This is a genomic window from Capnocytophaga genosp. AHN8471 (assembly GCF_016806945.1).
Taxonomy (GTDB): Bacteria; Bacteroidota; Bacteroidia; order Flavobacteriales; family Flavobacteriaceae; genus Capnocytophaga; species Capnocytophaga periodontitidis.
Genome location: NZ_JAESPJ010000016.1, coordinates 94,911 through 118,964, shown reverse-complemented (window position 1 = coordinate 118,964; position 24,054 = coordinate 94,911). Strand labels below are relative to the sequence as shown.

Sequence of the window (24,054 nt, the reverse complement as noted above, 5' to 3'; positions counted from 1 at the left end):
GATGTAACATTCAGTCTTTTTTGTGTTATGCATTGTAGGGGCGTATGGTATACGCCCTATTGTGAGTGGACATTGTTATTGTTTGTGTGTTTGTTATTGTTAGGGCGTTTGCAAAACGCCCCTACACAATGAAATACCTCTCGTTCCTCGTCATTCGTCTCTCGTCATTCGTCTCTCGTTCCTCGTCATTATCATTTCGCCCATTTCCTTTTGTAGTCAAAGCCGGCGTTGAGTAATATTTTTTCCTTGTGCAGGTCTTCTAAATAGGCTAAATCGTTGTTGTAAAGAGGTTTGCTGAGGCATTCTACAGCTACGGGCTTGCCTTCTTTGGGCTCTAACAAAATATCGATAGTATAACCCCCAAACTCGTAGTCCATTGTAATACGTTGGTCGGGATATTTTTCTTTAAGCTGACGGTAGGTTTGTTCTTTGAAAGCACTTTTACTTTGTTGGTCGATATCGGTGTGTTTGTGTCCGTAGAGGTCGAGTTCTGATAGGATTTCACGGCGAATAGCATCATTGCCGTCGCTTACGGCACGGGCGTAGGCGAGGTAGGCGTAGAGCACAGCGCGGCGGTTGTTAGCGCCTTCTTGCGCTAAAGCCTCTTTATAGGTGGCTAACAATTCTTCGGGGATAGAGTTACACACGTATATCTGTTCCTTGGCGCGGGTGATAATCACGTTTAGCAGTTTGTAGCCTTTGGAGAAGTTCAGCGGACCAAAACTCTGTACGAACTTGCCCCCTTTCTTCTTGCCATAAGTTACCGATAAGATGATGATATCGCGCTCGTCACCTTGTATGTTTTCCAAGTTCTTGATAAAGAGTCCTGCTTGTTCTAAGGCGTTGATTTTCTCGCGGAAAGCTGTTTGGGTAGGGTCATTTTGCTTTTGGAGTATCTGTTTGCGTATGTAGTTGCGCTGGGTGATATTGAAGGTCGCAATCCCCACCGATGGGTAACTACCGTCGGCACGAGGCTCTATTTGTGAGAGGATACGCAATACTTCGGCGGCTTCCTCACGGTTGATATGCTCATCAAAAGTGCCATTTACCTGAGTGAAATGGATAGGGATACGACTTTCGGTGCTGGGTAGCGGACGCAATCGGGCGTTGTAGAAAGCGTGGTTAGAAAAATCAATCAGATAAGGGTGTTTAGAACGATAGTGAAAATCTAAATGGTTCTTACTGAATTGGTACTCCAAAGCGTAATCCAAGAGCGACTCTATGTTCAGCATTGCGTTTTTGTAGGTGAGCACCTCGTCTTCTTCCTCGTTGTCGTCCTCATCTTCAGCACTACCGTCGAATACTTTGCTAAAGTAGTTAGACGGTGGCATTTGGTGTTCATCACCTGCAATGATAATCGTCTTGCCTTTGAGCATAGCCGGCAAGTTGTCTTCGAGTTTCAGCTGACTCGCCTCGTCAAACACCACATTGTCGAAATAGAAATTCTTGCCCTCAAATAGATTGCAACAAGCATCGGGGGTGGTGAGGATAATAGGGAAGAAACTCGTAAAGAGGTCGGTGTCTTTCATCGCTATTTGTCTCAAAGTAAGTCGGTTGTGTTTTTCACTTTTGCGCTTGTTGTAGAGGTTCGCCACAGTGAGTTCTTTGTTGGTCTCTTCAAACGTTTTTACAGCTTTGCGTTGTTGGGTATTCCAGTAGCCCTCGATAAAATCTTTTTGGGTAGAGGCAAAGTAGTGTATTTTCTTTTTAAAGTCGGTGTAATTTTGCTCGTTGAAGTTTAACGAATCATCGGCATTTCGTTGCAAGAGCAAGGTGTAATAGGCGTGGAGGAAGGAGGCTTCCCAATGCGTTACTTTGGTAAGTGATAAAACGATGCGCTCTTGGAAATCGTTAAGCGATTGAAAGAATGCAAACCACTCGTACTGAGCCACCAAAGGCTGTGCAGGGTCGGCTTGATAGCTGTTGTAAGTCGCCAAGCTGCGGGTGATAAAGGCTTCAAACTCGGCAAAGGTATTGCCAAAATTGACAGTGTCGAGCCAACTATCAGCTTCTATACGGTTTTTAAGCGATTTTACTTCGCTTATGAGCTTGTCTAAATCGGCGTTTACAAACGAGCGTTCGTAGTAATTCAGCAGGTCTAAGGCAGCAAAATCAGCATTGGCTTTGCTGTCGAAATCGGTTTGCGCTTGCGCAATAGCAGGAGTGTACTCGGCAATAACAGTTTTGTTGAGCAATAAGTTATCCGAAATAGCAATCGACGAAAAATTGCGGTGCAAACTGAGTGCTTTAATCGCAGTACAGAGTTCTTGCAAGCGTTTTTGGGTTTTCAGCACCTGCTTTTTCTCGGCAGAAAAGAGTGCTGAGAGTTTATAGAAAAATCCTTTGGTTACCTCTGGTTGATACACCTGTGAAGTAGGGGGGAGGGTAGCGGTAATCAGCTCATACTCATTGCGGTATTGCGCTAAGGTATCCAGCTGCTGTATAAATTCTTCTTTGCGTTTGTGCAAGTAATAGGCTTTATAAACGGCTATTTGTTGCTGGATAACCTCCCACTGTTGTGCGTATTGCTTGAAGGCTTCGGCTACTTGTTGCTGGGTGTTAAACAGATTGGTAGCGGTGAGTTTTTGGGGGTTAAACAGATGATTTTGAGCGTAGGGCGCATACCGCTGATAGAGCGCCTCACCTTGTTGCCAAAGGGGTGCGAGAGAGGCGAATTCTTCATCGGTAAATTGAAAAGAGAAAGCCGAGAGGTCGAGTTCTTCTCTATCAGTTTCATAACGCATTAGCTCCGCCATTACATCTGTCCACGACAGTTGGTTGAGGAGCGGTTGGTTGAGTTTGTGGTGAATAGCATTGATATCCGTTGTGATTTTGCGCATTGCTTGCACTTGTTCGGCAAGGAGATTTTCGGGGAAGGCTGGTGTTTCTTTTTTAAACTCGACATTATCAATATGGTTACGCACGGCGTCTACAATGAGCTTGCGATCGGCAATAGCATCTTTTATCATTGTGCAATACTTACCCAAACCTTTGTTTTGCAAGGCGTTGTAGAGCACTTCGAGGGCAGTTTGCTTTTCGCAGACTACTAATGTTTTCTGTTTGTTTTCCAAAGCATTAATGAGAATCGCCGTGAGCGTTTGGCTCTTGCCCGTACCTGGAGGACCTTGAATAAGTATTTTCTGCTGACTTTTCAGTGATTCCAAAATCGACTGTTGAGAGGGGTCGGTTTCAATAGCGCTCAGCGATTGGAATTGTTCGTTGGCTGTTGCCTGCAAAGGTACAAATTCCTTTTTCAGCGATTCGTAATCGTTGATGATGTTCTGCTTTTGGACTTCAAAGAGGGAGAGGATACCGCATTTTTCAATAAAGGCATCACCTTTGTTAGGCAAAAGTTCTTCGTACTCCGCTTTGGTTTTTAGAGGGAGAATCTCGGTATAGTTGTTCAGCAGGAAATCCAAGTTTTGGGTAACTTTCAGTTGGTTGAGGATATCCGAGCAAAGAGAGTGCAGTTCAGGTTTATCGATTTTTCCGTCTTCCAGCATCTCGTCGGGGATAGGTTTGAGGCTTACGCCCGAATCGTTTTGCAGGTGGTTGGTGAGCACCTCGTTCAGGTAGATAGGGTCGTCCTCATTGCGGCTTATCACCCACGTATTCATTTGGGTAGCAGGCTTTATCTTCACCGACCAAATTAGGATAGGTGCTGCTGTGAGCTGTCCGTCGCCCATATCGCGGCGCAACAGTATGGGGAAGCCAAAGCCCAGTGTGTTCACCCCTTTTTCGGAAGTGATGACCTCACTTTGGAACATCAGGTTTTCGATGCTATCTACGAGTTTTTCGAGGGCGGGATTGCGTTCAAAGCTGTTGTTGCGGCTCTCGGAAGAGGTGCTACGGCGGTCTATATCAGTACTTTCGGTATCGTGAATAGAAAACGAAAAGTTGAGGTTGCGCAGGGTGAGGAGGTCGAGGATAAAGCGTTCGGGCAAGCTTTTGAAGATAGCCGAAAGTCGTGCAATATCAAATTTATAGCGCGAAGCAGCAGGAATAGCGTTTAGGTGCACGCCGCGGCGGTTGCCTACTTTGAGTTTGTTTTGTAGAGCGGTGAAGATTTCTTGATTCATTTTAAGGGTTTATTTTTTATTTGCATTGATAGCTTTTATCAGGTCGTTTTTTGTAGGAGCTACCCAAACTTCAATGAGGTAATCCCAACGACTCACGTCATCAAAGAAAGCAAAATGCAAGGTGTTGGTAGCATATACTTCATAATGCCACTGTGCATTGGGTGAAACTTTGTGCTCGGTTATGGTTGCGTTGAACTCTTTCTCATAAAAAATTAAAGATTCTTTTCATACGATAGGTAATTTATAATTAGCAAATTAGCAAATTAGCAAATTAGCAAATAAGAAAAAGCTGTTCAGTTGGATACTGAACAGCTTTTTCACTTTTCACTTAACTATATACTCCCCCGTTGATATTTATCACTTCTCCGGTGATATACGAGGCTTTTTTAGACACTAAAAACGATACGAGGTCGGCTACTTCTTCAGCTTCGCCAAAACGCCCTACAGGAATCAGTTTTACGAGGTCTTCTTCGTTGAGAGAGGAAGTCATATCGGTGCGTATAAACCCTGGGGCAATGGCATTTACAGTGATATGACGTTTAGCCACTTCTTGAGCTAAGGCTTTGGTAGCAGCAATGATAGCGCCTTTAGCAGCCGAGTAGTTCGTTTGCCCTGCAGTTCCCTTTACTCCCGATACCGATGAAATGTTGATAATACGTCCGTAGCGATGGCGTAACATTTTTTGGATAAAGAAGTTCGTTACGTTGTAGAAGCCATCGAGGGTAGTAGAGATTACTTTGCTCCAATCCTCTTGAGGCATCCACATAAAAAGTCCGTCGCGATTGATACCCGCGTTGTTCACAATCACTTCTACCACAGCATCTTTATTGTCGTGTTGCCATTGGGTGAGGGCTTTGGTGGTGCTTTCGTGATTAGAAACATCAAAGCGGATAATCTCTCCTTCACGCCCTAATTTCTTGATATGGGCGAGGGTTTCAAGGGCTGCTATCTCATTGCTTTGGTAAGTAATGAGTAGGTGATAATCGGTGTCTTGCGCGAGTTTTTCGCATATAGCGCGCCCTATGCCTCGCGAACCGCCTGTAATGATAGCGTACTTTCTCATTTTGTTTTTTTATTTAGTTTTTCTGTCTGATAAGTCTGACAAGTCAGACTCGTCCGATTGTTCTATTTCTTCAACCACGTCGCTGTTCCCTTCAAATAAGGATAAAACACCATATCTTCTTTAAAGAACGGAATAATCTCCCTTATTTCGTCATACCATTCTTTGGTAGTGCTTGAAAGCTGGTCATAACAGCCCAAAATATCGATAGCCTGCGCAATGGTAATCGCTTCAATGGCGAGTACTTGGAAAGCGTTCTCTATCACTTTGCGGGTGAGCGTTGCGGCATTGGTACCCATACTCACAATATCCTGATTGTCGTTATTATTCGGGATACTATGCACATACATAGAGGTAGAGAGGGTTTGACACTCGGCGGTGGTAGAGGTAGCAGTGAATTGCACCCCTTGCATACCGAAGTTAAAGCCCAGCTTGCCTGCATTCACAAACGGCGGTAAAAGTTCGTTGATTTTAGGATTCAATAGGTAGTTGAGTTGTCGTTCGGCAAGCATCGCCATACGGGTAACCACGAGTTTGAGCTTGTCCATTTCAAGAGAAATATAATCGCCGTGGAAGTTTCCTCCGTGATACACCTGCTGGGTAGGCAAATCTACGATAGGGTTGTCGTTAGCCGAGTTGAGTTCTTCTTCTACAATGCGCTGGGTGTGTTGCAAAGTGTCTAACACAGGACCTAATATCTGTGGCACACAGCGCAATGAATAGTATTCTTGTACTTTTTCTTTGAAAACAGTCTCGTTGTGCTGCCCTTGGTAAAGGTGTTCAGCGCGTTTGCGGGTGCGCTTACTATCGGCGAGAAACTCACGCATTAGCTTAGCGATATCCTGCTGACCGGTATGCTGTTTGGCGTTGTTTAACTCTTCTGAAAAATGGTCGTCATAAGTCTGTACCAGCTCATTGATAGCACAACTAAATTTTACAGTCCAGTCCAATAGTTTTTCAGCGTAATACAAATTCACCCCTGCCAAGCCCGTCATTACCGAGGTGCCGTTCATCAGCGAAAGACCCTCGCGCAAGTGTATTTGTAGCGGTTTGAGACCTACTTCGGCAAATACTTCAGCCGTTGGGCGACGCAAGCCTTTGTAGAACACTTCGCCTTCGCCTATGAGTACTAAGGCGAGGTGAGCCAACTGCACGAGGTCGCCACTGGCGCCTACTCCACCGTGCTGAAAGATAAGCGGGGTAATGCGGTAGTTCAATAGGTCGCGCATCAGCTCAATAGCCTCTATATGCACCCCCGATTTACCAAGAGAAAGACTGTTCAAACGACAGAGAATCGCTGCGCGTACTGTTTTTATATCAAATACTTCTCCACAGCCTGAAGCGTGGCTACGGATGAGGTTATACTGCAATTGCAATTGGTCTTCAGGCTCTATGCGATATTGTGCCATAGGACCAAAACCAGTATTTACGCCATAGATAATTTTATCGTTGGCAAATTCTTTTAGAAAGTTATAACTCTCCTCAATCAAATGTTTAGCTTCTTTGCTAATCGCTACTTGTTTTTTGTGAAAAACAATGGCTTTAAAATCTTCGTAAGTACGTAGTGTTTCCAACTGAAAAAATTTTAATATGAGCGACAAAGGTAGTAAATAATTGGTAAATTAGCAAATATGAGATATTTTTACTACTTTTGTCGCCATAGTCTGGTTTATCAGGCAACTTTTTATTTTTTAACTTTTCAACCCTTGATGGGCATTCTTACTATGAAACTATTACTTCTTATGATTGTCAGTTTATGCTTTTTCAGTGTAAAGGCACAGAATTTTAGATTGATAACAGATGTGCAACAACATCAGTTGAATGGAAAAGTGAAAAATGTGAAGGAAATTATTGAATATGAAGCACCTTTTTTTAGTGCTATTGATACTGTTTTCTATTCTTTTGGTAAGGATGGTTTTATAACCAAAAGCGAAACACGAACATTGCAAGGAGAACCTATTAATGAAGCATTTAAAACAATTTTTGAACGTCAAGGAGCCGTAGCAACTACTATAGTTTATAATCAAGAAGGAAAGGAGATTGATGGGAATGTGGTAAAATTAAATAAAAAAGGCTTTCCCATTGAAATGGAAATGCGACTGAATGACACTGAAAAAGTAAAATTTTATTATCGCTATGACCCTAAAGATTACAAAACAACTCTTGTATCTGATAACAAAACAATAAATATAAAACAAGTCATTACATATAACAAAGAGGGATTTCCGATGATAAAAGAGGTTTTTAAAGATGATGATCCTCTTCCTATAACTAAAAATGTTTACACTTATAATAGTCGAGGTTTTGCAACTACAGTTCTTTCGCAAAACGCTGACAAAAAGGAAACAAAAATTACCTACGAGTACCAATACGACACTCACGGCAGTGCTATTGAAATAAAGAAATACGAAAACGGCAAACTCAAAAGTACCGCTAAACGCATTATTGAATATTATTAAGAAACATAAAAATAATGGAAAACATTCTGCAAAACATCGAATTAATACAACAACGCATCGCCAAAGCCTGTGCTAAGGTAGGTCGCAAACCTGAGGAGGTAAAGCTCCTCTTAGCCACCAAAACCGTAACTCCTGAACGCATCAAAATAGCACTTGAGGCAGGATATACCCTCATCGCCGAAAACAAAGTGCAGGAACTCAAAGAGAAGTACGAAGCCCTGAAAGATACTCCCCATACGAATCACTTTATCGGTCATTTGCAAACCAATAAAATCAAAGAAATATTGCGCTATGAAGTGAGTTGTGTAGAATCGGTAGATCGCCTTGATTTAGCCCAAAAACTTCACAATCGCCTCGCTAGTGAGGGCAAAGAACTCGACATCTTTATCCAAGTGAATACTTCTAATGAGGAAAGTAAATTTGGCGCCGACCCTTCCGAAGTGCTTGACCTTGTAAAGCAAGTGGCGACCCTGCCTACTCTCCATATCAAAGGACTGATGACAATAGGCTTGTTTAGTGCCGAAACCGAAAAGGTACGCGCCTGCTTTCAACTCCTCAAACGCATCCAGCAGGATATTATTGCCCTTAACCTCCCCAATGTAGACCCCAAAGAGCTTTCAATGGGAATGAGTGGCGACCTCGAAACCGCTATCGAGGAAGGCGCTACTATCGTGCGCGTGGGTACGGCTATCTTCGGTCAGCGCATCTACCCTGATAGTTATTATTGGAATGAGAAGGCGTAGGGGGTCAGGGGATAGGTTTCAGGTGTTAGGTTTCAGGGTCTGCCCTGTCCGACTTGTCTGCCCCGTTCGATGAGTCTCTTTACCAATTTGCTAATTTTCTAATTTTATGAAACACCTTGTTTTTTTAATCTTTATTTGCTGTGCCATAGCTTGTGAGCAAAAAAAGCCCTCTGGCACTACATCTCAGGAAGAGACTATCAACTTTCAGTTTGAAAAAACTCCTGCCTTATACAACTGCTTGAAAGCCCAATTGGAAAACGGAATTTCAGTACTTGTAGACGGTTCCTTTGATGCAGAACTCTATAAATATGGTAAAAACGATTTGGAAGTTACTTTTCCTTTGGCAAAAGAAATATTGCAGAAAAAAGGCTATCAGTTTCCTACAGAACCGGAATTTATAGCACGTGTACAGAAGATTTTTGGCAGGACAATAGACCCTAAACTACTTACTTCTTTCTTGTATGTGCAAACCGAAATCCCTTGTGAGAAGCAAATTAGCTACTATAGAAATGACAAGTCGGTAGATATTACCCCTTATTCGTACTATCTCAGCAAAAAAGAACATTTTATAACCGAACTCTACGCTATTCCAGAACTGATAGACTACCAAGCGCTTTACCCCGATTTATACGCCTTAGAACAAAAAATGCCGCGCCTTCTAAAAGACAAAGATGGTGAAGAACGTTATGAAGTTTACCAATGGCAACAAATTCCCGATTTGAAAGAGCGACGCGAGAAAAATATTGATAAATTAGTACATCGCAACAAATATCTATTCAACGATGATAAGGCTTCTTTCCAATGGCTTATAGCAAACGATGCTTATTTTATGAGTGAATTGGTGAAAAAAATAGGTTATACTGAAGATGAAAAACTTTTGGAATGGGCAATCAAAAACACTCACTACGAAAAGGATAACCCTCAAGATTACGGCAGACTTTTTTGGACAAAAAACTGCAAGACTGGTGGCGTGAAAATACATCTGAATACCTTTAAAATTTTAAGAAACCTATATAGTACAGAAGCAATAGCCGAAATATCTGATGGTTTGGATGGTTATATCAACTATTTAGGGAACGATATGTCCGCCGATGAAGAATCTAAAAAAGAACAACTCACTGAAAATGAATACATCCAAATTTTAGCCCATATAGCCTATTTTGCCCAACAATACGACTTAGATAACTACCGCCGAGAAGATTATCATTATAAAATCATTTATTTTCCGATGGGGCGATTGCGTTATTTTTTAAATGGAGATGACCGTTGGCTAAAGGAAAAACAATATTTCGGTCTGCCAAAGTTTAAAGAATGGTGGGATAAAGCCGCTTATGCCGAATATTATTTATCAGAATGTGAATACGAAGGCAGTTGCGGTCCGGGTTATCAACCCTTAAGTGAAGAAGAATGGAAAAAACAACAAAAATAATGTACATCGCCTATCACCCATTATACAATCATCCAGTGCCCGAAAACCATCGTTTTCCAATGCAAAAGTATGCCCTTTTGCCTCAACAACTCCTCTATGAAGGCATCGCTAGTGCGACTAACTTTCACACCCCCGAAAAAGCTACCCAAGCTACAGCCGCTTTGGTGCATACGCAACCTTACTTACACAATTTCTTACACTTAACACTTTCACATAAAGAAGCGCTACCTATTGGCTTTGTACAATGTCAGCAGTTAGTAGATCGCGAACTTACCTTAGTGCAAGGCACTGTAGAAGGCGCTTTGTGGGCATTGCGTACGAGAGAAGTCGCCTTTAATATAGCAGGGGGTACGCATCACGCTTTTTCAAACCGCGGGGAGGGCTTTTGTATGCTCAACGATCAAGCTATTGCTGCCGCTTATTTGCTACACCACACAGCGGTGAAAAGGGTGCTTATTGTAGATTTAGATGTACACCAAGGCAATGGCACTGCTGAAATTTTTAGAAATACCCCCGAAGTTTTCACCTTTTCAATGCACGCACAAGCTAATTACCCTTTTGAAAAGGAACAATCGGATAAAGATATAGCTCTGCCCAATGGCACAGATGACAAAACCTATTTAGATATATTGCGCAGCGTTTTGCCACAGCTCATAGAAGCCCATCAACCCGATTTTGTGTTTTATCAAGCAGGGGTGGATGTGCTGGCAACCGATAAGTTTGGTAAGTTATCGCTTACTGTAGAAGGTTGCGGTGAACGCGATCGCCTTGTTTTTGAAACGTGTTATCGGTATCACCTGCCCGTACAATGCTCAATGGGAGGAGGGTATTCCCCACGACTCGCCTCCATTTTACGAGCACATACCCAAACCTTTGCCATAGCGAGTGGGATTTATGAATAGGTTTCAGGTGTCAGGGAATAGGTTTCAGGTGAGTCACTACACTTTGCCAAAGTTTTAATTGCTCGTCGTTAAAGTCTATTAAAATAAGAAAACAATGAGAACAATCCTAATTTTATTATTGATAATTCTACATACTCAAATACAAGCACAAACTACAAGGATAGAGAATGATTTATTCGTAAAGGTTGTTACAAAATTTAAAAAAGATAAAGAATCTTTTGAAGAGTTTAAATATTTAGGGCTGTGCCATTGTATTAACAGTGTTTTAGAAAATGAAGAAGATTTGTTTTTGGGTGAATATATAGATTACTACAATCGCTGTTCAGCGCTTACCCGTTTGTTAAATAAGGAAGTGCTAAAAAACACTTTTGATATTTATGAGAGTAAGTTGAAGGTTTTGAATAACAATGCTGAAAAACTCAATCAGTGTTTTCTTTTGTATAACCAGAGAAAACTCAAACAGTGTTATATACAGACTATCAGTAACCGAAATAATTATATAGAAGACGAAGAAATTCAACTATTTATGGGAGATTATCTCAACTTAGGTCGTGTAGATATCCATAGGTTTATAGAAGGAAAAAAGCCTTTGGAAGTCAGAAAATAATATTGAAAAAGAATTAAAAAATGAGAAATTTTTATGCCTTAACAACATTCTTTTTCTTCCTTTCTTTAGGTTTTACCTATTCTCAAAACAAAATAGTTAGATATGCTGATGAGAAAGGCTGGGAACAACAAATTTTGTATTATCTTACTCCAAAGGGGAAAGAATATGCACGTGTGTATTTATCTTTAGATAAAAAAGATATTTCTCGCGATTCGCTTGCTTTCTATAAAACAGGCATTAAGAGATATATTTCTGATGGGTATGGGTATAAACTTTCTGATCAAATAGATTATGAAAATCCTAAAAAGCTGAAAGGAGAACATTTTTTATTACAGCACATAAACTCTATTGACGATTGGGATAATTTATTTTATGACAATGCCTTAATAAAAAACATAATAGGAGAAAGAAAGGTAAAAGCTAATGAATTGTTTTTTGATAATCAATTAAAATTTGAAACAGGTCTTTTTGGGCGTTCTTCTTATACTAATTACTATTCAAATACAGGACTACCTTTTGAAAGTGATAGAAACTATAAAAATATTGCTTGGGTTAAAATTAAATTTAATGATAAAAAGAAACCCATTCGTTTAGAACTTCTCCTAAAGAAAGACCCCGAAATGGCGAACCCTATTTACAAAGATTTTCATTACATTCGAGAGTATTTTTATAACAATAATATTATAAGTAAAATCATCACAACTATAAAGGAAGTAGGAGGAGAAACGAGTGTTTATACAGAAACTTATGAGGTGATTTAATTTGTAGTTAAAAAAACAACTCAATGAAAATAATAGTTTTATTTTTAAGCTCTTTATGCTTATTTCAATGCAATAACGTGAAGGATAATAATTTAAAGGTGAGCAATCATAGCGATATTCCTTCACCCCCTCCATTGCCTGATAGCCTTGTCCAAAAATACAAAGCTACTAAATTCTTCAATTTTCTTGTAAGCGAAAATACCGACTTACGAAAAGAACTCCACTCATTATATAACTCGGTAGAAATCAACTATCAAGAAACACCTTTAGAACCTAATTTATGGTTGTCTGTCTTTACCTTAGGAGATACAGAATATGATTTTGTTGTGAGAGACAAATCAGTTATCTTTAAAGATGCATTATCGATATATCACGCAAAGAGGAGCTTTAAATACAAAGATTGGAATCACGATGGAAAGAAAAATATTGTGGAATACTACGGACAATGTGCATCAGGTTGTTTAGCCTATTCCGAATATATGGCAGTTTATGAGGTTGAGAAAGATACTGTCCTATTAAAAGTGCAACTACCTTTAAAGGAACGAAATTGTATGTTTGGTAATGAAATGATAAGCATAATAACCTATACTTATAAGGTAAATAAGAACCAAGTTTCCGTTAAGAAAACAGAAGGCACACGCAGGGATTGTAACGCTGATGATATACAAAAAGTTGAAGCCGTTACCCATAAAAGTTTTTTATTAGATACACTTACTGATAAAATGCTTACTGACTTATAAGTCCCAATAGTCTATTATTAAACTTAACTCTGTAAAATGATGAATAAAATATTCAAAATACTTATTGGGATAGTTTTTGCGGCAATAATACTACTGATAGTATTTATTATATTTTTTCCTTTTGCTTATAGAATGCCTAAATTCCCCGAACAACCTAAGTATTCTATCGCTGAAAAACTCTTTTTGGAAAAGCTAAAAAAGAAATATCATTGTGCAGAAATCAATAGATCTTACTATAATATCACAGCAAAAGAAGAAGATACTTTTATAAAAAAAGATTTTTTAAAACATCCCTTTTCCTATAGGATTCGAATAGACTTTGAAAATGAAAAAGAAAGGTATCTTAGCGATTTCAAACAAGAAAGTCTATATATAAAAGATAGTATTCTAAACAAGAATGAAAATCTAAAAAGAATAGTTTTTTATGTAGCATTTACCAAGCAAATAGATAGCAGAAGTAGTACAGTTGCATATCATAAATTTTTATATCTATATGATAAACAAAAAGATAGTTTGATTTTCTCACCTAAATAAAGAATGAAAAAATCTAATAAGTATTTAAGTATTCTGTTCTTATCTTGTACAATCATAGCTCCTTTTTTACTTTGGATAAATTATTTTGCTTATCCAAATAGAATAGAATCTACTTCTATAGGGGAACTCATAAGTTGGATTATTTATAGTGTTTTTCTGCTTTTTCCTTTTTTCTTTATCTATCAAATGGTTTTAAAGACAACTAAAAAATTAGAAAAAGAACATTTTGAACTCACTATTTACACACTTGTTGTATGGATTGCCGCATTTTCTTTTTATGATTGGCTATTTTATATTATAAACTCATATATTACAAAATAGAACTAAATTTTGCCAATAAATTTATGCGTTTATGTACTATAATTTGAGTAATATCACAAAATAACATCAGTAAGGAATGATAAAGAGAATATTTTTAATACTTATCCTTTGTGGAATAGCTTTTTTCATATATGCAATATCAACTTTTGATGAAGGCTATTTAAAAAATAGGATAGAAGCCATAGAAGCTGAAAAAGCTAATAATTGCCTTACTCGTTTAGGAATTGTAGTAACCACAGAAAAACAACCTATTGACAGTGTTACTTTCTTTGATTATAACAATGAAATCATCACTCGTACAGATAGCGTTGGATTTTTCAAAATAACAAGAGAAAAAGAGGTGTTTATTCACGCTATTATCTTAAAGAAGAAAGATTATATTACAGATACCATTCATTACTATAATAAAGAAATAAAAGAATGGGATTCTGTATATAGAGGATATAATGACACTATTGTTTTAAAAAGAGAGAAGAAATGAAAAAATTATGGAATTTCATTGAAAAATAATGTTATACTTTTTAAAATTATTGCTAACATACATTTGCGCTCTATTTTCTCCTACCCCTTGATTCCTAATACCTAACACTTACTTCTTTTAAAAAATCATAAATAAACCTTAAAAAAGTCTTCGTTTTTGTTGCGTTTTAATTTTGGTTTATTTACTTTTGCCGTCAAAATCAGGTGTCAGGTATCAGGTATCAGGTAATAGGTAACAAGTGAAGTATTACCATTCTTACCTCTTATCTCTTTTCAACTAATTAAAAAATAAATAATTTAAAATAATGGAAAACCAAAATCAACAAAACAAAAGTTACGTATTGCCTATTGCAATGATGTTCGCTTTATTCTTTATGATATCATTCGTAACAGGCTTGCAAAACCCTTTTGGGGTTATTGTGAAAAACCAATTTATGGCGAGCAACCTCGAGTCACAATTGGGGAACTTAGCCAACTTCATTGCTTATGCCTTTATGGGTATACCAGCAGGGAAAATGTTACAACGCATTGGTTATAAAAAAACAGCTTTAACCGCTATTGTGGTAGGTTTTACTGGAGTGTGTGTTACTTTCCTTTCAGGTATTGCAGGTAGTTTTGCCGTATACCTCACAGGGGCTTTTATTTCGGGGTTCTCTATGTGTATGCTCAACGTGGTAGTAAACCCTATGCTCAACACTCTTGGTGGTGGCGGCAAACGCGGAAACCAACTCTTGCAGTTTGGAGGGGCTATCAACTCTATTGGAGCAACCATTGTACCTGTATTGGTAGGTTACCTCATTGGTACTATTAGCGCTGGCACTTCAATTGCCGATGCTAACCCTGCACTCTTCTTAGCGATGGGTATTTTTGCTTTAGCATTTATCGTACTTTTCTCTATGCAAATACCCGAACCTCACGCAGCTCAAGCCAATGTAGCTACTGTAAAAGACGCTCACAGCCCTATGTCGTTCCGCCACTTTATATTAGGAGCGATTGCTATTTTCCTCTATGTAGGTATTGAAGTAGGGATCCCTAATATTGCCAATTTATTTATGACCGGTAGTAATGAAGCCAATGGTTTAGGTATTGATACTACTACTGCAGGTTCGGTAGTAGGCACTTATTGGTTTTTGATGTTTATAGGTCGTTTGACAGGAGGTTCATTAGGAGCTAAATTCTCAAGTAAAGGGATGCTTACTTTTGTATCTTCTTTAGGTATCCTTTTTGTAATCTTATCTATAGTAATCCCTGATACACAAGTAGTAAATATGCCTGTGTTCAAATCGGATATATCTTTTGGTTTAGCCGAAGTGCCAATGAGCATTATGTTCCTTGTACTTTGTGGTTTGTGTACTTCAGTAATGTGGGGAGGTATCTTCAACCTCGCTACCGAAGGATTAGGTAAATACACTGCCGCCGCTTCAGGTATCTTTATGGCGATGGTATGTGGTGGTGGTATCTTGCCAGCTATCCAAGGAGCTGTAGCCGATGTAGTAGGTTATATGCAAAGTTACTGGGTAATAGTAATTGCTCTTGCTTACTTATTGTTCTACGCACTTGTAGGTAGCAAAAACGTAAATACCGATATCAAAGTAGACTAACGAAAATGATTGTACTATAATATAAATAAACTGCCCAAAGACCATTAGGTGCTTTGGGCAGTTTTGTTTTTAAGGGGTTCTTAATTTACTTTAACGTGTAATTATTAAATAATCAGTAAAATGTTTTAAATCTCCCACGAATTTCACGAATTTTCACGAAATAAGGACTCTAAAAAACCCTTTACTTTATATTATCTCACGAATTTTCACCTGACGGTGAATTACAAATCTGTAAATCAATGTTCTGTTATATCGAACTGATGTTATTTTATAGCTTCATACGCGCGGATAGCTTTGTCGAAGCGGTCGTTTACACTTTCTAAGGTGTAGAGACCGTCGGCATTAGCTTGTACGCCTTTAAGTTTTAGTGGGAATACCACTGGCGGATTTTGCATATCCAATAACTCTATGCCACGCAATTGTTCGGTGGTTTGGTATACGATATTCACCGATACAAACTCTTTACCGCTGTTGTCTACCCATTTTTCAAACACGAGTTTGCTACCTATCGGGGTTTTCTTCTCAATAGATTTTGGCAAGCTGTATTCTTCTACTTCCAAAGCGGCATTCACGCTGGCAATGTTAGAGTCGTGACCACAAAGGAAAGTGAATTTGCGGTTTTTGGCGTTGAGCTCGTCTTTCATATACACTAATAATGGGTGCGCTACGTTTACAGCTACGATAGGAGCGGTGAAAAGTACATCGCCATAGACATCTTTTACTTTAGCGATTTTCTCCCAATCGGAGGTGGTGAGGTTGTTGCCAAATGCTGCTTGCACAGGGTCTTTATCTTCATAATATTGCAAGATAAAAGCATCGGAAGCGGAGTTGGCTAACTTCAAAGAACCTTTCATATTAGGTTCATCGCCTTTTTCGAGTTTCAATTGGGTGTTGTAATCGTTGAATGCACACACTTCACCTGATTTACAAGCGGGTGAGTTCTTCAAATCGAGTACTTTTTCCAAGAGTTGGTAAGAGTCTTTCAACCCCTCGTTGATGCCTACAATGCCTTTTTTGCCGCCCATAGCAGCAATTTCTTTTAAGGCTTGTGCTTTGAAAGCAGGGCTACTTTTGGTAAGCGCAGGGAAGAACACAGGGTCCATTTTGCTGGGGGTAAAGCGGTGGTTGATATGCAAATTGGCTACGGGCATAAATCCTGAGGAGAAATATTGCGCGGTAGCAATGGTGCGTTGCATACTATTAGCATAGAAATTCACTTCATCAACAGAGGGAACAGCGTTTTCAGTAAAAAGACCTTCGGCTACTGTCCATTTGCGGAAAAACTGACCCATAATGGTCTCAAGAGCTCCCCCACGGAGGGTGAGTTCACTGGGGGCAGCGCTCCATTTTATCCACTCGTGAGGCGTCATTTTTTGTAAGGTACTCCCGTTCACTGATAGAGAGGAGCGAATGTTATGACGACTGAGAATAACCACTTCTTTGAGCTTGTATTGGCTTTTAAAACTTTCGGAGCGGTTGAGTTGTGCCATCGCTAAAAGCGGACACAAGAGGAGTAGTAATGCTTGTAGAGTTATGATTCTTGTTTTCATACGGTATTTTAATTAGAAAATTAGCAAATTTGAAGACTTTGTCAAAGTCCTTGGACTTTGACAAAGTTTGTGACAATTGCCCGTGCGGATCACACCACTTAAAACTTGATTTGCAAACGCGTTTCTATAAGTCCTAAATTAGTATCGGGAACTCCAGCGCGGTAAGTAACACCGGTGTAGGAAGCACGTACACGCCAAATCATATACTTATTGATATAGTAGTTGAAAGTAAGTGAATAGTCGTTGAGGTGACCTCCCAAAATACCCGCTTTAGGGTCGGATAAGTCGGTGTAGTTATAGCCGGCAACGAGTTCTAACGCTCCTGGTCTGGGGGTGGCGATACCACCGTCGATTTCATTGTACTCATAAGGATTTCCTTTCACAATAGTGCGGAACATTCCATAAGCACCACTTGCTTTGAAATTCTCAAATCCATTCTTGCGGTTTACATTCACATAGTAATATTGGGCTTCCAAACCTAAACGACCCCGTGCAAAGAGCAATTCGGGAGAGAATTTGTAGAGGAAAGTAGCGTTGTCAATAGTCGCTTGTTGGGCGGTTACTTTAGCGATACGAGTAGGGAAAGGTGTTTTGAGTACATAAGAACTGTGGTTAAGGGCAGCTTCTTTGTTGTAGCGTGGGGTCTCAAAAGCTCCTGAGAGTCCTACGTGGAAAATCTTACCTTCTTCGCGTTGTGGGCGATAGAGCAAGCGCGACATCATACCCATACCTTGGTCGCCCGTAGCATCAGAGCTTTGTTTCATCGATTCTCCTTCGGCAAAGAGGCTAAGGGTACCCATAAAGTCGTTTTTTTGGTGCAAGAGCATCAATCCCATCAAACGAGAGTTGAAGAAAGCCTCGTTACTTTGGGGTTCTTCCATTGATATTTTGAAAGAAGAACTGGTAGCGCTTTGCATCCCAAATTGATGTACGAAATAACCTCCGCGCAATAGGGTGTGCTTGCTAAAGCCGTACTCAATAAAGATATCCTTAGGAGAGAGTTTTCCGTAGGCATAACCTATATCTACTTTGGCTTTCCAATTGCCATAGCGCACGCCCAAGCCCGCACGAGCATCGGGGATGGCTACCCCACTTACGAACTTATCTTTTTGTTCGTTGGCATTGAAATAGCCAGCGTCTATCAAGATACGTCCTGCGGGTTTCACTTCAATTTTAGGCTCTGGTTTGGGGGCTTCTTGTGCAGGAGCAGGTAGCAATTCGGTGGTTTCTGTAACGGTAGTAGGCACTTCTTGGGCATAGGCGTAGCCCACAGCCATCAGGCTGAGTGCCATAAAATGTATCTTTTTCATCGTTTTAGCAGTTTATTTGGTCATACGTTCACTTTTCTTTACTTTGCCTTTTTTCACAAGACCTTCAAACTCTTTTTTAGCTTTTTCGAGTTGTTTCATAAAGGCATCATTGGCGTGGAGGCGCGCTACTACAGCACTGGCTACAAGGCGTGCCGCATCTACATCACTTTGGAAGTGGTAACCGCAAATCACGCGACTTTGTCCCATTTCATATCCGCGTTTGAGGATTTCGTTTTGTCTATCCACGTTGATTTCGGCAAGCACCAAAGCAGTAGCCCAGCCAATAGCGGTGTGTCCTGAAGGATAAGAACCATTAGTAGAAAGTTCTTGTTGTTGCTCGGGGTTGCAAGTAGTTTTTTCGTAGAAAGCAAACGGACGTATGCGCATATAGTGCTCTTTAGCAGCACGAGTAGCGAGGTCACCAGCATCTTCGCGCATATTCACCACGAGTTTGAAGATTTCAGGGGTAGTTTCCTTAGAAATCTTGATACCAAAGGCTTCGGAGAAAGCATTAGGCACGCCAGCTCCGTCTACACGAGCATCGGATACGGCTTGGTCGCCACGAGGAGTGCGGCGTTGCATTAAGCCCCATTGGTATTGAGCTTCGTCGTTGAGGAAGAGTATACTACCCGGTTGAGGTGGCGGAGGAAGGAGTTCAAGGCTGTTTGCCACATCACCGATTTGCAAGAAATAGAGGTCGGGTTTAGTTCTTACGTCTTTGATTTTTTCTTGTGCGAATGTAGTTGCCATCACCGATAGCAAGGCTACGAATAGAAGTTTTTTTCTCATTATAATTATGTGTTTTTAAAATAAAATTAAGATATTCGTTATTTTTACTGCAAATGTAAGAATAACGAATAGAACGGACAAATTATTTCGGAAGAAATTTGAGTAAAAAAGAAGAAAAAGAAATTAAAATGATGATATACTGTTTTTTAGTTGACTGTAAAGATTTGATAGTTTTACAATTTCCTCTAAGGACTAAATGTTCACTGTTGATATATTTGTAATTGAGTATTGAATGAATAAAGGAGAATTTATTTTTTTGAAGATGGCTTGTTGTGAGGGGTGTAGTTTGCATTATTGTATTCCTGCTTGATAGTATTGGTACTTAATTGCAGCTAATTTTATCAATACTTTACTGCAGAGATTCTCATTTTGAGGAAGAGGAAGTGTGAAAACACAAAAACCCTTATCTAATAGATATTCTACAATTTAGAATTAGAAATGAAGATTTTCAATAGCTCTATTTGTTCCTCTTTATCTTTTAGACGAGCTTCGTAGGAAGCTATAAGTTTCTCTAGCATTTCTTTATTTTCTTGATAAAAATGCTCTATTTTTTGAGCTGAAATACTAGAATCTTTATTGTAACTGTTGTTTTGTATCCAATTTTCTCCTATATCAAGCAGTTCATTTATAGGGATGTCTAAAACAGTAGATATTTGGAACATCTTTTCTACTGAAAGTTTAGTTTCTCCTTTTTCTATTTTTCTATATCCAGAGGGGGTAAGACCTAAATCATCAGCCATATTTTCATAAGTATACCCTTTTTGACTTCTCTTTTGGGTAATCTTTTCTAATATTTTTTCTACTTCCATAGTCTATAAGTTTTACGGTGCAAAGATACTAAAAATATAACTATAAACAAATTTTTGTCCTAAAAGTGTTTTTATTTTTATAAAAAGTAATTATTTTCTCCCAAAAAGTAATGCTAATATTGTGTTTTTATATTTACCTTTGTGGCGTGATTTTAAATTAATGTATACATAGTAGGAAAATCTCAGTCGAGGAAACTAAAAAACGACTTTAAACAATAGAGTAAGTGTAATTTATAATTTTTATAGTATGAAAAGAAGTAGATTTTATCTCGGATTAGTTCTTTTATTAGGACTATTATGTGTTGCGAACATCTTTAAATCAAGAGATGTAAAGGCAACAAATGCTATGGAAGCACAAGTGGGTTGGGCAGTATGCCATGTGCCTAAAATACCACCAGCTCACCCAGCAGTAGAAGCTATGGCAGTTACCGGTATGGGAACTATGGGAGGCTTTCTAGGTGCTAAGTATGGGGCTACTATCGGTTGGATTGGAGGTCCCGCAGGAGCTTGTGTAGGGGCTGTAGTAGGAGCCTTTTAATCAAATAGTTTTTATTAAAGAGAGATTAGAGTTATTTTCTAATCTCTCTTATTAAATAGATTTAACAATGAGTGCTTTTTATTTTTTTCTTATATGCTTTCTGTCTATTTTTGGTATAAAAATATTGTCTGTGTTTTTGTCATTCAAGATGAATAAATCTAATGAGAAATATTTTTCAGATATTTTTATTTATAGAGATGAGATAATAGATTCATTAGTAATAGCTCTTATCATAGTTGTCTTTGCGAAACTTGTTAGTTATATAGCTAATGATGAGATGATTATATATTTATTTTCTATTGTATTTGTTTCTTTTATAAGTTCCTATTATTTTTTAGCTACTCCACTGCGCGCTCTTTTACAAAAAAAACAGTATTTAAAGGATAATGAGCTTGAAAAAATGTTACAAGAAGAAAATGTTTCTTACTATATACGAATTATAAAAGGAAAAAGAAATAATGCTTATGCTACTGGATTTTTTCCTTTTACAAAAATTATACTGATAGGAGAACCTCTCTATAAGAAGATGAAACCGATAGAACTCAAAGCAGTTGTCTATCATGAGATAGGACATCTTAAATTAGGTCATATTACTAAGATGTTCTTTTTAAATTTACTATGTACTATATTTTTTATGTTTTTAGTAATTATACGCTTTAAAATAACAGAAGTATATGGTTTTATAGGGACGTTTATAGAACCTATTTTGGTAATTTTGTCAGGTTCATTATATGGGTTACTCACTTTTGTAGTAATTCCTTTTATTTTTCAACGAAGAATGGAATTACAAGCTGATACTTTTGCAGCACGAAAAGTTGGAGTAGAAACTTATATACAGATGTTAAATACTTTGAATGTTCTTTCAGGAAATAAAATGATAAAAGGAGATGTTGCGCATCCTTCTTTACAGAAAAGGATAGAAAATGTTTTAGAAATAGATTCGTAATTATGAAGTTACAAAAGTATACAGAGAATATTGATATAAAAAAGATGCTTCTATCAATATTGTTTTTCTTTTTTGGGCTTTTAACTTATGTCTTAGTATATAATGAAGACTTAAATAATGTCAAAAATCAATCAACTACAATAGTGGAAGAAAACAACAGAGTTCTCAATGATACAGCTTTGCAAAAAGCAAAAAATGCTTTTTATATCTTTATGAATAATATGAAAGTGGGAATACAATTATCTGTTTTAGGTTTTCTTTCTGGGGGAATATTAACTCTTATTTCATTGTTTTGGAACGGCTTTATACTCGGTAATATATTATATATGGCTACTGAAATACTGTCTACAGAAGAGATTATATATTATCTTAAACATGCTCCGACTGAAATATTTGCTCTTTTATTATTTTCTGTTATAGGGTTAAAAGGCTTTTATTTCTACAAAAACATATACTACAAAAAAAATATTTCTAAGCTTTTATTTCCAAAAATAACAGACTTTATTCTTCCAACATTATTATTGTTTATCTCATCTATAATTGAAGTGTTATGACATCAATAAAACAAGTTAAATCAGAATTATTAGTACTTGTTATAGTCCTTTTTGTAATAATTATAGTTTCAGGGACAATGAGGGTTATTTCTTTATTAGAAATTTTAGATCCAGTAGTTGCTGATATTGCTGAAATATCTGCTTATACTTCTTTATTATTTAATAGCCTTATCTATATGATATGTGCTGCAACGCCTTTTGTGTTAGCTAATTTTATAGCACAATATGATAAAAAAGAAGATGATTTAGTTATTTTTATTGAGGCTATAATTTACTATGTAATTACGTTATGTTTTTTTGAAATTTTAAAGATGTTTGTTTCTCTTTTATACTTTGATAAAGCTATAATTTCTATTACAGATGTTGATAAGATGACAGAAGAAATTAAAAAAAGTACTTGGTGGAAATATGATAGAGTAATAAAGGTTATATGTGCTATTATATCTGCATTAGTATTTTTTGTTTATTGCTATAAAAAGAAAAAAACAATGAAATTTTTAGTAGCTACAACTTTTATTATATTTCTTGGATCAATATTAATAGTTTTGTTATAAAATATTTTAATATTTAAGTAATATTGTATTTCTATTACTTCTTTTCAGTTATAAATACCAAAAAAGGGAGAGGGCACACATAAAAAGGGAATAGGGGATAGGAGTTAGTAGTAGATAGGGATTACGGGGTAGCGATTACTTTTATTGTTTGTTTTACTTTTTCAGCAATGGTTCGGGCTTTTTCAATGTCTTTATTTACGATAGTTACGTGTCCCATTTTTCTAAACGGACGGGTTTCGCGTTTGCCGTAGATATGAGGGGTAACGCCTTCCATTGCTAATATTTGTTCTATATTTTCGTATATCACATCGCCTTGGTAGCCTTCAGCCCCTACGAGGTTTACCATTACACCTGCTACTTTGCTATCGGTGTTGCCTAATGGGAGGTCTAAAATGGCGCGCAAATGTTGTTCAAATTGGTTGGTGTAAGCTGCTTCTATGCTGTAATGCCCTGAATTATGTGGGCGTGGAGCTACTTCGTTTACTAACACCTCGTCTTCAGCCGTTAGGAAAAGCTCTACGGCTAAAAGTCCTACTACCTGAAAAGCTTCGGCTACTTGTACGGCTATTGCACGTGCTTTTTGGGCGATTTCCTCGCTGATACGCGCTGGACACAACACATATTCCACCTGATTGGCTTCGGGGTGAAACTCCATTTCTACCACGGGGTAAGTGGTTGCCTCACCGCTCACATTGCGGGCGACAATCACGGCTAATTCCTTAGCGAAAGGCACTAAATTTTCGGCGATACACTCTCCTTCGGGTAGAAGGGATAGGTCGGGTAATTGTCGTACGATTTTCACGCCATTGCCATCGTAGCCAAAGCGCGCTGATTTCCACACGAAAGGCAGGGTTATTTGCTCGTTTGCTACTGCCTGCTGCAGATTTGTTAAACTCTCAAATCTGTGGAAAGGCGCTGTAGGGATATTGTGAGTGGTGTAGAATTGTTTTTGGGTAGCTTTGTTCTGTATCAACTCAATAGTTTGAGGGCTGGGATATACTTTTACCCCTTCGGATTGTAGTTTTTTAAGGGCATCGACATTCACATTTTCAATTTCGATAGTGAGTACATCTACCTCTTTTCCAAAACGATAGACGGTGTCAAAATCGGTGAGGGAGCCTTGTACAAAGGTATTGCAGGCAATGCGACAAGGCGCATCGGCAGAGGGGTCGAGCACCTTAGTGGTGATGTCGAACTTACGGGTTTCGGTGAGGAGCATCTTGCCGAGCTGTCCGCCACCAAGGATTCCTAAAGTAAAGTTTGATGAAAAATAGTGAGGCATAAGGTT

Annotated in this window: 23 protein-coding genes; 15 read left to right on the top strand and 8 right to left on the bottom strand. The window is 38.4% G+C overall.

The window, feature by feature from the left end:
• Nucleotides 1-191: 191 nt before the first annotated feature.
• The 3 genes from JMN12_RS07230 to hutH form a co-directional block, all read right to left on the bottom strand.
• The gene (locus tag JMN12_RS07230; RefSeq protein WP_203138294.1) at nt 192-4,079 is read right to left on the bottom strand and encodes a DEAD/DEAH box helicase; all 3,888 of its coding nucleotides are present in this window, start codon (nt 4,077-4,079) and stop codon (nt 192-194) included.
• A 328-nt stretch (nt 4,080-4,407) separates the two neighbouring features.
• Nucleotides 4,408-5,142, bottom strand: coding sequence for a 3-oxoacyl-ACP reductase FabG (fabG, locus tag JMN12_RS07225; protein WP_009411948.1), 735 nt, complete (start codon nt 5,140-5,142; stop codon nt 4,408-4,410).
• A 62-nt stretch (nt 5,143-5,204) separates the two neighbouring features.
• On the bottom strand, nt 5,205-6,713 hold the full coding sequence (gene hutH, locus JMN12_RS07220; protein ID WP_203138286.1) for a histidine ammonia-lyase: 1,509 nt from the start codon (nt 6,711-6,713) through the stop codon (nt 5,205-5,207).
• A 150-nt stretch (nt 6,714-6,863) separates the two neighbouring features.
• Here hutH and JMN12_RS07215 point away from each other — a divergent pair, with 150 nt between their 5' ends.
• The 11 genes from JMN12_RS07215 to JMN12_RS07165 all read left to right on the top strand — a co-directional run bounded on the left by JMN12_RS07215 (nt 6,864) and on the right by JMN12_RS07165 (nt 15,716).
• Nucleotides 6,864-7,598, top strand: a complete 735-nt coding sequence (locus JMN12_RS07215) for a hypothetical protein (protein ID WP_203138285.1) — start codon at nt 6,864-6,866, stop codon at nt 7,596-7,598.
• A gap of 14 nt (nt 7,599-7,612) precedes the next feature.
• The gene (locus JMN12_RS07210; protein WP_203082159.1) at nt 7,613-8,341 is read left to right on the top strand and encodes a YggS family pyridoxal phosphate-dependent enzyme; all 729 of its coding nucleotides are present in this window, start codon (nt 7,613-7,615) and stop codon (nt 8,339-8,341) included.
• Between the two features lie 106 nt (nt 8,342-8,447).
• A complete protein-coding gene (locus tag JMN12_RS15240) occupies nt 8,448-9,770 on the top strand; it encodes a hypothetical protein (RefSeq protein ID WP_238423844.1) in 1,323 nt (440 codons plus the stop codon).
• A complete protein-coding gene (locus tag JMN12_RS07200; RefSeq protein ID WP_203138424.1) occupies nt 9,770-10,672 on the top strand; it encodes a histone deacetylase in 903 nt (300 codons plus the stop codon). Before JMN12_RS15240 ends, JMN12_RS07200 begins: the two co-directional genes overlap by 1 nt.
• Nucleotides 10,673-10,766: 94 nt before the next feature.
• Nucleotides 10,767-11,279: a hypothetical protein gene (locus JMN12_RS07195; protein WP_203138284.1), complete on the top strand. Its 513-nt coding sequence runs from the start codon at nt 10,767-10,769 to the stop codon at nt 11,277-11,279.
• Nucleotides 11,280-11,299: 20 nt separating this feature from the next.
• Entirely contained in the window at nt 11,300-12,040 is a 741-nt protein-coding gene (locus tag JMN12_RS07190) for a hypothetical protein (protein ID WP_203138283.1), read from the top strand.
• A gap of 98 nt (nt 12,041-12,138) precedes the next feature.
• The gene (locus tag JMN12_RS15235) at nt 12,139-12,780 is read left to right on the top strand and encodes a hypothetical protein (RefSeq protein ID WP_238423843.1); all 642 of its coding nucleotides are present in this window, start codon (nt 12,139-12,141) and stop codon (nt 12,778-12,780) included.
• A 39-nt stretch (nt 12,781-12,819) separates the two neighbouring features.
• On the top strand, nt 12,820-13,314 hold the full coding sequence (locus JMN12_RS07180) for a hypothetical protein (RefSeq protein ID WP_203138282.1): 495 nt from the start codon (nt 12,820-12,822) through the stop codon (nt 13,312-13,314).
• A gap of 3 nt (nt 13,315-13,317) precedes the next feature.
• A complete protein-coding gene (locus JMN12_RS07175) occupies nt 13,318-13,635 on the top strand; it encodes a hypothetical protein (protein ID WP_203138281.1) in 318 nt (105 codons plus the stop codon).
• Nucleotides 13,636-13,711: 76 nt separating this feature from the next.
• Nucleotides 13,712-14,116, top strand: coding sequence for a hypothetical protein (locus JMN12_RS07170; protein WP_203138280.1), 405 nt, complete (start codon nt 13,712-13,714; stop codon nt 14,114-14,116).
• Between the two features lie 304 nt (nt 14,117-14,420).
• Nucleotides 14,421-15,716: an MFS transporter gene (locus tag JMN12_RS07165; protein WP_203138279.1), complete on the top strand. Its 1,296-nt coding sequence runs from the start codon at nt 14,421-14,423 to the stop codon at nt 15,714-15,716.
• A gap of 263 nt (nt 15,717-15,979) precedes the next feature.
• On the opposite strand, the gene JMN12_RS07160 is transcribed toward JMN12_RS07165, so the two are convergent.
• The 4 genes from JMN12_RS07160 to JMN12_RS07145 all read right to left on the bottom strand — a co-directional run bounded on the left by JMN12_RS07160 (nt 15,980) and on the right by JMN12_RS07145 (nt 20,174).
• Nucleotides 15,980-17,266, bottom strand: a complete 1,287-nt coding sequence (locus JMN12_RS07160; RefSeq protein WP_203092781.1) for a histidine-type phosphatase — start codon at nt 17,264-17,266, stop codon at nt 15,980-15,982.
• Between the two features lie 98 nt (nt 17,267-17,364).
• A complete protein-coding gene (locus tag JMN12_RS07155) occupies nt 17,365-18,576 on the bottom strand; it encodes an OprO/OprP family phosphate-selective porin (protein WP_203092782.1) in 1,212 nt (403 codons plus the stop codon).
• Nucleotides 18,577-18,588: 12 nt separating this feature from the next.
• Entirely contained in the window at nt 18,589-19,365 is a 777-nt protein-coding gene (locus JMN12_RS07150) for an acid phosphatase (RefSeq protein WP_203092783.1), read from the bottom strand.
• 419 nt (nt 19,366-19,784) lie between these two features.
• Complete coding sequence (locus tag JMN12_RS07145; RefSeq protein ID WP_203138277.1) at nt 19,785-20,174, bottom strand: helix-turn-helix domain-containing protein; 390 nt, start codon at nt 20,172-20,174, stop codon at nt 19,785-19,787.
• 247 nt (nt 20,175-20,421) lie between these two features.
• Here JMN12_RS07145 and JMN12_RS07140 point away from each other — a divergent pair, with 247 nt between their 5' ends.
• The 4 genes from JMN12_RS07140 to JMN12_RS07125 all read left to right on the top strand — a co-directional run bounded on the left by JMN12_RS07140 (nt 20,422) and on the right by JMN12_RS07125 (nt 22,766).
• Nucleotides 20,422-20,712 (top strand): hypothetical protein, encoded by a 291-nt coding sequence (locus JMN12_RS07140; RefSeq protein ID WP_203138275.1) that lies wholly within the window; start codon nt 20,422-20,424, stop codon nt 20,710-20,712.
• A 148-nt stretch (nt 20,713-20,860) separates the two neighbouring features.
• Nucleotides 20,861-21,658 (top strand): M48 family metallopeptidase, encoded by a 798-nt coding sequence (locus JMN12_RS07135; RefSeq protein WP_203138273.1) that lies wholly within the window; start codon nt 20,861-20,863, stop codon nt 21,656-21,658.
• A gap of 2 nt (nt 21,659-21,660) precedes the next feature.
• Nucleotides 21,661-22,212, top strand: a complete 552-nt coding sequence (locus JMN12_RS07130; RefSeq protein ID WP_203138271.1) for a stage II sporulation protein M — start codon at nt 21,661-21,663, stop codon at nt 22,210-22,212.
• Entirely contained in the window at nt 22,209-22,766 is a 558-nt protein-coding gene (locus tag JMN12_RS07125) for a hypothetical protein (RefSeq protein WP_203138269.1), read from the top strand. Before JMN12_RS07130 ends, JMN12_RS07125 begins: the two co-directional genes overlap by 4 nt.
• Before the next feature lie 121 nt (nt 22,767-22,887).
• Here JMN12_RS07125 and JMN12_RS07120 read toward each other — a convergent pair whose 3' ends face one another.
• Nucleotides 22,888-24,048, bottom strand: a complete 1,161-nt coding sequence (locus JMN12_RS07120) for a 5-(carboxyamino)imidazole ribonucleotide synthase (RefSeq protein WP_203138267.1) — start codon at nt 24,046-24,048, stop codon at nt 22,888-22,890.
• Between the last annotated feature and the right edge of the window lie 6 nt (nt 24,049-24,054).

Bases quoted from the DNA above. Each gene is read 5' to 3' on its own strand.
- JMN12_RS07230 (WP_203138294.1), bottom strand. From the start codon at position 4,079: ATGAATCAAGAAATCTTCACCGCTCTACAAAACAAACTCAAAGTAGGC.
- fabG (WP_009411948.1), bottom strand. From the start codon at position 5,142: ATGAGAAAGTACGCTATCATTACAGGCGGTTCGCGAGGCATAGGGCGC.
- JMN12_RS07215 (WP_203138285.1), top strand. From the start codon at position 6,864: ATGAAACTATTACTTCTTATGATTGTCAGTTTATGCTTTTTCAGTGTA.
- JMN12_RS07210 (WP_203082159.1), top strand. From the start codon at position 7,613: ATGGAAAACATTCTGCAAAACATCGAATTAATACAACAACGCATCGCC.
- JMN12_RS15240 (WP_238423844.1), top strand. From the start codon at position 8,448: ATGAAACACCTTGTTTTTTTAATCTTTATTTGCTGTGCCATAGCTTGT.
- JMN12_RS07200 (WP_203138424.1), top strand. From the start codon at position 9,770: ATGTACATCGCCTATCACCCATTATACAATCATCCAGTGCCCGAAAAC.
- JMN12_RS07195 (WP_203138284.1), top strand. From the start codon at position 10,767: ATGAGAACAATCCTAATTTTATTATTGATAATTCTACATACTCAAATA.
- JMN12_RS07190 (WP_203138283.1), top strand. From the start codon at position 11,300: ATGAGAAATTTTTATGCCTTAACAACATTCTTTTTCTTCCTTTCTTTA.
- JMN12_RS07180 (WP_203138282.1), top strand. From the start codon at position 12,820: ATGAATAAAATATTCAAAATACTTATTGGGATAGTTTTTGCGGCAATA.
- JMN12_RS07175 (WP_203138281.1), top strand. From the start codon at position 13,318: ATGAAAAAATCTAATAAGTATTTAAGTATTCTGTTCTTATCTTGTACA.
- JMN12_RS07170 (WP_203138280.1), top strand. From the start codon at position 13,712: ATGATAAAGAGAATATTTTTAATACTTATCCTTTGTGGAATAGCTTTT.
- JMN12_RS07165 (WP_203138279.1), top strand. From the start codon at position 14,421: ATGGAAAACCAAAATCAACAAAACAAAAGTTACGTATTGCCTATTGCA.
- JMN12_RS07160 (WP_203092781.1), bottom strand. From the start codon at position 17,266: ATGAAAACAAGAATCATAACTCTACAAGCATTACTACTCCTCTTGTGT.
- JMN12_RS07155 (WP_203092782.1), bottom strand. From the start codon at position 18,576: ATGAAAAAGATACATTTTATGGCACTCAGCCTGATGGCTGTGGGCTAC.
- JMN12_RS07150 (WP_203092783.1), bottom strand. From the start codon at position 19,365: ATGAGAAAAAAACTTCTATTCGTAGCCTTGCTATCGGTGATGGCAACT.
- JMN12_RS07145 (WP_203138277.1), bottom strand. From the start codon at position 20,174: ATGGAAGTAGAAAAAATATTAGAAAAGATTACCCAAAAGAGAAGTCAA.
- JMN12_RS07140 (WP_203138275.1), top strand. From the start codon at position 20,422: ATGAAAAGAAGTAGATTTTATCTCGGATTAGTTCTTTTATTAGGACTA.
- JMN12_RS07135 (WP_203138273.1), top strand. From the start codon at position 20,861: ATGAATAAATCTAATGAGAAATATTTTTCAGATATTTTTATTTATAGA.
- JMN12_RS07130 (WP_203138271.1), top strand. From the start codon at position 21,661: ATGAAGTTACAAAAGTATACAGAGAATATTGATATAAAAAAGATGCTT.
- JMN12_RS07125 (WP_203138269.1), top strand. From the start codon at position 22,209: ATGACATCAATAAAACAAGTTAAATCAGAATTATTAGTACTTGTTATA.
- JMN12_RS07120 (WP_203138267.1), bottom strand. From the start codon at position 24,048: ATGCCTCACTATTTTTCATCAAACTTTACTTTAGGAATCCTTGGTGGC.